Genomic DNA, 8,414 nt, shown 5'->3' on the forward strand with positions numbered 1-8,414 from the left:
CTGATAGCGTAGCCCGGGGTCAGCCATAGTAACGAGAAGAGTTACGTAGCTGCACGACATTCTCTAAATATTATATTTACTTACAGTTCGCTTTTGCCGGAAATGACTTAGGGAATTTCTGCCACGCTAAGCTAACGCTTTTGCATCCTTTTCATGAGATGATAAAAACAGGAATTGCCCTCAACCCTTTACTGGATTAAGTGAAATCTCGGAGAAGGCGCTGTAACGATCAAATTTGTTGACTCTTGACGATTACTGGGAATTCTACAGTATACAGATCGCTATTCCCCCAAGTGAGAAGTTGTGATGCGTTTAATTACTTTCATCTGGGGCTTTTCTGATATTAAGCGTAAAACACTACCAGCCATATCTCGTGGAGTGGGATTAAGCCATGAACAAACACTCTTATTTCCTAAGCGAATTACTTGAAAATTAGAACGCTGGAGAGAGGCTAGGTTAAACCTTTTGGACGCTCAGCATAATCCTACAAAACAATGGCTTAATACACCGATTAAGGCAAGTCCAACAGTTAGGGTCAAAGTGGGAGAAGCAGGGGTCATATATCTTCTTGTTGCCAGAAGATTGTTCCCAAATGAACCCAATTAAATGGAATTGGCAACATCTTAAAAAAGATGAATTAGCGACACAAATGTTTGAAGCGGAGTTATATAGCAATCCTAAATGATTCATGTAAATTTGTAGGTAGTGCCTTTCTTTGCCTACCCCCTATCTATCGGGGCAACCGGGCGTGGGATTGCCCCTACAATAATTACCCGAATGATTTAGGGTTGCTATATCTCGCCTACGCCGTAATTCATGGAGTAGAAGTTAGAGGAGAAACGAGTTTCAAAAAAGAAGGCAAGTGCAGGCCCGGGATCCCAACTCTGAGGCCATAATTCATTCCAAATCTAAAATCTAAAATCTAAAATCTAAAATGGTATGAGATTGCTTCTTGAAGGGCTGTCGCTACGCCAATAGATGAGTTATATTGCAATCCTCGCATCAGTTGTAAAAATATGTAGGGGTAGTGCCTTTCTTTGCCTACCCCAGCCTGCATCGGGGCAACCGGGCGTGGGGAGAACCCTACAAGAATTACACAAATCATTTATGATTGCTATAAGACCCAAATCCCAACTATTTTCGGTAATCTTGAAAAACAGGAGTTGCTATAATTTAAAGTTGAGAAACAACTGTACGGAGCGAAAATTATGGGACTATTTGACCAAATTTTGAGCGCGATCGACAATCCCAACCAACAAGCAAGTCCCAATCAGTTGGGCAACATTCTCGGTGCGGTAGAGCAGTTGAGCGGCAACCAGGGCATCGATGCGGGTACGACTCAGTTGGCGATGTCGGTTTTGGGCGGATACGTGCGATCGGCATTGCAAAACGTGCGATCGCAGTCAGGAGACGCACAAGCTCAACAAGTTGTCAACCAATTTAGCGGTACAAATCCCAATCCCCAAGCAGTACAGAGTTTGTTCGGAGCCGGCCAACTCACGCAGATAGTGACGGATATAGCCCAAAGAACTGGTTTGAATAACACCACAGTGCAGGCGATGATACCTGTTTTGGTGCCGCTCATACTGAATTTGCTACAAACCGGCGGCAACGCCCAAAATCCAGCCCAGGGCGGAAATCCCGTTTTGAATACGTTTTTAGATACAGATGGAGATGGCGACGTAGATATTACTGACGCAATGTCGATGGCTAGCCGCTTTTTGAATCAACGCCGTTAATTTGGGATTTTGTAACCGCAGATATCAGCGGATGGACACAGAGGAACGCAGATAGGATTTTATCTGCGTTCCTCTGCGTTTATCTGGCTTCATCTGCGGTTAAAAAAAATTCCTAGTTTAACCCAAACCCAAATCAGTCACAGCACCGACACTGCTAGAAGAAACCAACTTAGCATATTTAGCCAAAACGCCCCTAGTATAGCGAGGTTTAGGAGGCTGCCAAAGAGCGCGCCGCTGCTCCAATTCTGCATCAGAAACATTGAGCTGCAACAAGCGATTGTTAGCATCAATCGTAATCGAATCGCCCTCTTTTACCAGAGCAATTGTGCCTCCTACTTGTGCTTCTGGTGCAACGTGACCGACCACCATGCCGTAAGTTCCGCCCGAGAAGCGACCGTCAGTAATTAACCCGACAGAATCGCCTAAACCTGCGCCAATAATTGCCGAAGTTGGTGCTAACATTTCGCGCATTCCCGGCCCGCCTTTGGGCCCTTCGTAGCGGATGATAATCACATCTCCGGCTTGAATTTTGCCTGCTAAAATTGCATCCAAACAATTTTCTTCAGATTCAAATACCCGCGCCGGGCCGGTAATTTGCGGTTTTTTAACGCCAGTAATTTTAGCAACGGCTCCTTCTGTTGCCAGATTTCCCCTGAGAATTGCTAAATGTCCTTGGGCGTAAAGCGGGTTGTTCCAAGGGCGGATGACATCTTGGTCGGCGCGGGGTTCGGCTGGAATATCTGCTAACACTTCGGCAACAGTTTGACCGGTAATTGTCAGGGCGTCGCCGTGCAGCAAACCCTGTTCTAGCAGCATTTTCATTACTTGAGGAATGCCGCCGGCTGTGTGCAAATCGGTTGCTACGTATTTGCCGCTGGGTTTGAGGTCGCACAGCACTGGTACTTTTGCTCGAATAGTTTCAAAATCGTCGAGGGACAGTTCAACGCCGATCGCATTGGAAATGGCTAATAAATGCAGCACAGCGTTGGTTGAACCGCCGACTGCCATGATGACGGCGATCGCATTTTCAAAGGCCTTGCGTGTCAAAATTTGGCTCGGTAACAACTGTTTGCGGACAGCTTCCACCAGCACTTTTGCAGATTCGGCAGCGCTGTCAGCTTTTTCGGCATCCTCAGCAGCCATTGTCGAAGAATAAGGCAAACTCATGCCCATCACTTCAAAAGCGCTCGACATGGTATTTGCTGTGAACATTCCGCCACAGGAACCCGCACCCGGACAAGCTTTTTGTTCGACTGCATTGAGTTCTGTTTCGTCAATTTTGCCCGCGCTGAATTGGCCGACTGCTTCAAAAGCGCTGACAACGGTTAAATCGCGTCCGTTGTGGTGTCCTGGTTTGATCGTGCCGCCGTAAACAAAAATAGCAGGAATGTTCATGCGGGCGATCGCAATCATCGCCCCCGGCATATTTTTATCGCAACCGCCGACAGCCAGCACCCCGTCCATACTTTGGCCGTTGCAAACAGTTTCGATGGAATCCGCAATCACATCTCTCGACACCAGAGAATATTTCATCCCTTCTGTTCCCATCGAGATTCCGTCGCTGATAGTAATCGTACCGAACATCTGCGGCATCGCCCCAGCTTCCTTTGCACCCGCAATAGCCCGCAAAGCGAGGTCGTTTAATCCCATGTTGCAGGGCGTAATCGTGCTGTACCCGTTGGCAATCCCCACAATCGGCTTGGTGAAATCGCCGTCACCAAAACCGACTGCCCGCAGCATTGCTCGGTTGGGCGCGCGCTGCACGCCTCCAGTCACAGCTTGGCTTCTCAAATTTTCAGGCATTTTAAAATTTCCTTTGTCAGTTAGTTGTCGGTTGTTCTGTTGTCTGTTGTCTGTTTTTCTTTGCCGCTGGCTGTTGACTGCCCAGTGCCGAGAGTTTTACGCTATTTTTAATTTTCTCAGAAGCGTTCATATTTGTCAGGCCTTTTAAGAGGCAGTGGCACCGCAGTGCCCGGAAAGCAATGCAAAGATTCTACAGATACTACAGCGTGCAGAGTGAATACCGTGGTTATCTGGGATGATGTGGTAACACCCATCACTCTAACGTTTAAAAAAAATTGCGAGGCGAATGACATGGAGGCCGATCGAATTCTGAGGCAATATGCGGCCGGAGAAAGAAATTTTCGAGAGATTAACCTCGTCGGGGCAGACTTAAAAGGGGTAAACCTCAGCGAGGCTAACTTTACCCGATCGAATTTCCAAGACGCAAACCTCAAAGGCGCTAACCTGACGGGAGCGAACTTGCGCGAGGTGAAATTGGCAGGGGTGGACTTGACGGAAGCCAACCTCAGCGAAGCAAATCTCATCGGTACCGATTTGAGCCGTGCCAATCTCAGCGGGGCTAACCTGATGGGAGCCAACCTGCGCGGCTCAATGGCCAGAGAAGTCAACATGACTAAGGCTAATTTGACGGAAGCTAATTTGACCGAAGCCAACTTTACCGAAGCGAATTTGTTTGCGGCCAACTTAACCGAGGCTAGCATGATTCGCATTAATTTGATGAAGGCAAATTTGAGTTGGTCAACTCTCAAAGCGGTAAACCTGACAAATGCCATCCTCAGCGAGTCGCTTTTAGAAAGAGCTAACCTAAATCAGGCAATTCTCAGCGGGGCGATGGTGAGCGGGGCAAACTTGGCTGGTGCAGACTTGCGCCAAGTAACGATGGTTGGAGCTAATCTCACCGACGCTAATCTGAGCAATGCTAATTTGAGAGTTGCTAATGTGAGTTGGTCAACGTTGGCAAGAGCTAATTTGAGCGGTGCTAATTTGTACCGTGCCAAGCTGTGCTGGTCTAATTTTAGCGGGGCTGTTTTGGTGGAAGCGGTTTTGATTGATGCTAATCTCAATCGAACTAACTTCCGCGATGCAGATTTGAGGCGGGCAATTATGCCCGATGGCACGACTAATGATTCTTAAAATTTGATTGTTGACTGTTGACTGTTGATTGTTGATTGTTGATTGTTGACTAATGACTAATGACTAATGACTACTGACTACTGACTACTGACTAATGACTAATGACTAATGACTACTGACTACTGACTACTGACTAATGACTAATGACTACTGACTAATGACTAATGACTATCACTGAATTATTGATGTTGGGTGCGGCGGGAATTTTTGCCGGAATTCTAGCTGGATTTTTGGGTATCGGCGGCGGTACGGTGCTCGTGCCTTTGCTGGTGGCTCTCAATTACGCTCCGGTGCAAGCGGTTGCTACTAGCGGTTTGTCGATCGTGATTACAGCTATTTCTGGCAGCATCCAGAATTGGCGCATGGGCTACCTCAACTTGAGTCAAGTCGCAGGCATCGGATTTCCCGCCGTCATCACCGCACAAATCGGTGCTTATTTGGCGGGGATATTTCCGCCTTACTTGCTGTTACTTACTTTTGGGTTGTTGCTGTGGTTGAATATTTATTTGATTGAAGTTCGCAAGCACCTGACAGCTAAGAAGAAAGCGGAACTAGAACAAGGGGAACTGGGAGGACAAGCGGGACAAGGAGAAAATGCTCAATTACCAATTACTAATCACGAATTACCCAATAATTCCAATATTTTATTCCATCCAACTTTTGCTAAAATTGCTACCGGCAGTGCGGCGGGTTTATTAGCGGGTTTGTTCGGCGTAGGCGGCGGCGTAATTATGGTTCCCCTGCAAATTTTGCTGTTAGGAGAAAGCATTAAAACCGCAATTCAAACCAGCTTGGGCGTCATCGTCATCACGGCAATTTCGGCGACGGCGGGACACGCGGCGCGCGGGAATGTTTTGTGGGTTGTGGGGTTAATTCTTGGCGGCGGCGGTTTGTTGGGCGCGCAGGTGAGTACGCGGTTTTTGCCGAGATTGCCCGATCGTATTGTTAGTTTAGCTTTTCGATCGCTCTTGGCAGTGTTATCGATTTATGTTTTCTGGCAAGCTTGGCAAAAATTTAGTAACGGGTAATTGGTAATTGGTAAGGTGCGCGGCCCGGCGCACCCTACGAAATAATGCGGGAAGGTGCCCGCGCTGCACCCTACGAAAAACGATAAGTAAGACTAATTTGCTGATAGTTTCTTCACGGCGCGAGTCAGACGCTGCAAATAAGGCTTGACAATTTCTTGATTTTGTCGCTGCAATTCGGAAACTTGCTGCTGCAAATGCTGAATCTCGGTTTGCAACATCCCTGTGTCTATTGTGGGTCGATCGAGCAAGTCCTGCAATTGCTGGAGAGAACCTTGGATTGTATCAAAGTCTACTTCGTTCGATCGCTCCTGTAACTGAGCCGTAATAGTTTTAACTTCAGTTAACTGTTCGCCCATCAATAAAAATCGGACGTTGACATTTTCCCAATCATGCTCTCTCAGGGCACTATTTTCCAAAATGCGGAGTTTTTGCTGCAAATCGGACAGGGTGGTGTAGAGTTCCTGAGAATCAGCCGGCAGCGCCTGGGCTTGGCGTTCGAGGGAGGCTACGGCAGCTTGTACCTCGGCGATGACGCCGGATTCCAAGCCCAGGAGTTTTTGCTGCAAATCGGAGACAGCGGTGTAGAGTTCCGCAGGTTCTCCAGGTAGTATCTGAACTTGTTGCGATCGACGTTCTACTGCGGCCTGTACGTCCGTAATCGCAGAATTTGCCTTTTGTTGCATTTGTTGCTCGAAACGCTGGCGATTGGCGAGATTTATCGATAGTGCTGCGGTTAAGGGGGCGGCAGCGTAGACAATTTGGCCCGACAATCCTGCAGCAATCGTGCCAATAGCGGAACCAGCAACAGAGGCGTATTCTACCAATTCTAGCCAGTCCGGCTGGTTCGGGGCACTTCTCAAAGCTGGGAATGATGCTTTTTCAATCTTCTGCATAGCCTTTTAGTGGTAGTCGGATAGATGGCAATACCGACATGATAAAAGCGATCGGCAAATAAATCAGGCCTATTTGTCAAAATTTCCTGATTGTGGTATTTTATTTCACCGAAAGCATCCAGGATACCCGCCACGTGATTCATCCGTCCAGAAATAAAAAACCTGTATCCGATAAAGGAGCCCCCGAATTTATCCGTGGGGTCAATGCTTCAATTCTAAAATCTAAAATCTAAAATCTAAAATCTAAAATCGATTGACCTTCTGCCTTCAAAACGGTCAATCTCAGGTAAAATTCAGGATTAAGTCGATCGCTCAAAACACTTAACCGATAACCGTTAACCGCCGTCTGTCAGGAGTATACAGAAAATGGGTCTTAAGATTATTGAAAGCTACGATAGCAGTTTTGTCCTCGAACCCGATGCTAAAACAGCACTGTTCGGTTTATTAACCGGTGAAAGCTTTCTCCAACAAATAGCGCTACAATTGCAATGCTCGCGCATTGAGTTTGCCGAGTTACTGTTTCAGCCAGTCCCTTACAGCAGCGAGACGCCGAAGGGAATGCCTGCGGAATTTGAAAAGTATCATCAATCGAGCGATTTTGCGATCGTCAACGTCCCGCCTAATTTCATGTTCCAAGCCAAAATATTTAAACCCAGCCGCCTCTGTGCAATCTATCGAGTTTTTAAGAATTAGGTAAAAGCTGGTTCATCTGTGGTTTAATCTAAAATCTAAAATCTAAAATCTAAAATCGGATGACAGAAGACATTCAATCTCTCGCCAGCTTAGAATTCATTCCATACATAGACTCCGAGGGGAAATTGCCCGATTTTGTCCAGGGAAAAATCGGCGTTTACGCAATTTTTGACAGCGATAAAGTCCTGCAATTTGTCGGCTATTCTCGCGACATTTACCTCAGCCTCAAACAGCATTTGGTACGCCAAACCCAATATTGCTACTGGCTGAAAGTCCAAACTATTGACAAGCCCAGCCGCACGATTCTAGAAAGCATTAGAGAAAGTTGGATTGCCGAAAACGGTTCCCAACCCCAAGGTAACGGTGCCGATGCTGCCAAGTGGAACGAGCCCATCGACACCAAAACTGTAATGACTGCCCAAGAAACGGCAAATTATGAAGGTATCTTCGCCGATGAAATTGCCAAAGATAAATTGTTGAAAAATGTCGCGCGGCGCGTGGAAAATGAAATTTTTGCGCTGCTGAAAGCTCGCGGCGTAACAGAAGAAATCCGGTTTAATCCCAAGCTCAAAACTAGCGGATTGCTGGATTTAAAGTAAATACCGCTCACCCGGCAGTCCGCCAGGGAATGAATTCCCTGTCTAATAGCGAAAGTCCTCTAAAAGAGGACTAAGCTGTTACGAATCTAGATTGTATTTTTGGGCGGGCGGGACGCCCAACACCTACTCCCCACAAGACTTGGATTTTTTTGACAGACAATTTAAAGGCCCAACAGCTTAATAAATTATTCAGTCCTCTTTTAGAGGACTTTCACTTTGAGGCAGGGGTTTCAACCCCTGACGGACTGACGGAATATCGGTTTTACCTTAAACAGATGCTCGTGTACAATCTATCTCATATATTCTCTGGGTCGGTTAAATTTTAAAATGTTGAAATGTATTAAAATTTAACAGATATCGGAATCTGCAAAATTAACTCGGTTCCTCGGCCCGGAGCAGAAATACAACTGATTTGACCTCGATGTTTTTCCACTACAATATCGTGACTGATGTGCGATTCGTTTAGCCTAAATGGATAGGTTCTCCTATCCAGGGACGGTTAGCCTGACTCCGCTGCGAGTTAGT

At 46.7% G+C, this 8,414-nt stretch carries 7 protein-coding genes; 5 read left to right on the plus strand and 2 right to left on the minus strand.

The window, feature by feature from the left end; all coding sequences use genetic code 11:
- Nucleotides 1-1,208: 1,208 nt before the first annotated feature.
- Nucleotides 1,209-1,739 carry a hypothetical protein gene (locus QT973_RS20895; protein WP_333056636.1) on the plus strand — a complete coding sequence of 177 codons (531 nt, stop codon included), beginning with the start codon at nucleotides 1,209-1,211 and terminating at the stop codon, nucleotides 1,737-1,739.
- 117 nt (nucleotides 1,740-1,856) lie between these two features.
- Here the strand turns inward: QT973_RS20895 and ilvD are convergent, their stop codons facing one another.
- Complete coding sequence (ilvD, locus tag QT973_RS20900) at nucleotides 1,857-3,542, minus strand: dihydroxy-acid dehydratase (protein ID WP_333056635.1); 1,686 nt, start codon at nucleotides 3,540-3,542, stop codon at nucleotides 1,857-1,859.
- A 291-nt stretch (nucleotides 3,543-3,833) separates the two neighbouring features.
- Here ilvD and QT973_RS20905 point away from each other — a divergent pair, with 291 nt between their 5' ends.
- Nucleotides 3,834-4,676, plus strand: coding sequence for a pentapeptide repeat-containing protein (locus QT973_RS20905; protein WP_333056685.1), 843 nt, complete (start codon nucleotides 3,834-3,836; stop codon nucleotides 4,674-4,676).
- Between the two features lie 164 nt (nucleotides 4,677-4,840).
- Complete coding sequence (locus tag QT973_RS20910) at nucleotides 4,841-5,704, plus strand: sulfite exporter TauE/SafE family protein (RefSeq protein ID WP_333056634.1); 864 nt, start codon at nucleotides 4,841-4,843, stop codon at nucleotides 5,702-5,704.
- A gap of 92 nt (nucleotides 5,705-5,796) precedes the next feature.
- Here QT973_RS20910 and QT973_RS20915 read toward each other — a convergent pair whose 3' ends face one another.
- Nucleotides 5,797-6,597: a hypothetical protein gene (locus QT973_RS20915; protein ID WP_333056633.1), complete on the minus strand. Its 801-nt coding sequence runs from the start codon at nucleotides 6,595-6,597 to the stop codon at nucleotides 5,797-5,799.
- Between the two features lie 366 nt (nucleotides 6,598-6,963).
- On the opposite strand from QT973_RS20915, the gene QT973_RS20920 reads away from it, so the two are divergent.
- Both QT973_RS20920 and QT973_RS20925 read left to right on the plus strand, forming a co-directional pair.
- The gene (locus tag QT973_RS20920) at nucleotides 6,964-7,290 is read left to right on the plus strand and encodes a hypothetical protein (protein WP_333056631.1); all 327 of its coding nucleotides are present in this window, start codon (nucleotides 6,964-6,966) and stop codon (nucleotides 7,288-7,290) included.
- Nucleotides 7,291-7,349: 59 nt separating this feature from the next.
- A complete protein-coding gene (locus QT973_RS20925) occupies nucleotides 7,350-7,889 on the plus strand; it encodes a GIY-YIG nuclease family protein (RefSeq protein ID WP_333374592.1) in 540 nt (179 codons plus the stop codon).
- The last annotated feature ends 525 nt before the right edge of the window (nucleotides 7,890-8,414 follow it).

The sequence above is a fragment of the Microcoleus sp. Z1_A1 genome (genome assembly GCF_036700305.1).
Lineage (GTDB): Bacteria > Cyanobacteriota > Cyanobacteriia > Cyanobacteriales > Microcoleaceae > Microcoleus.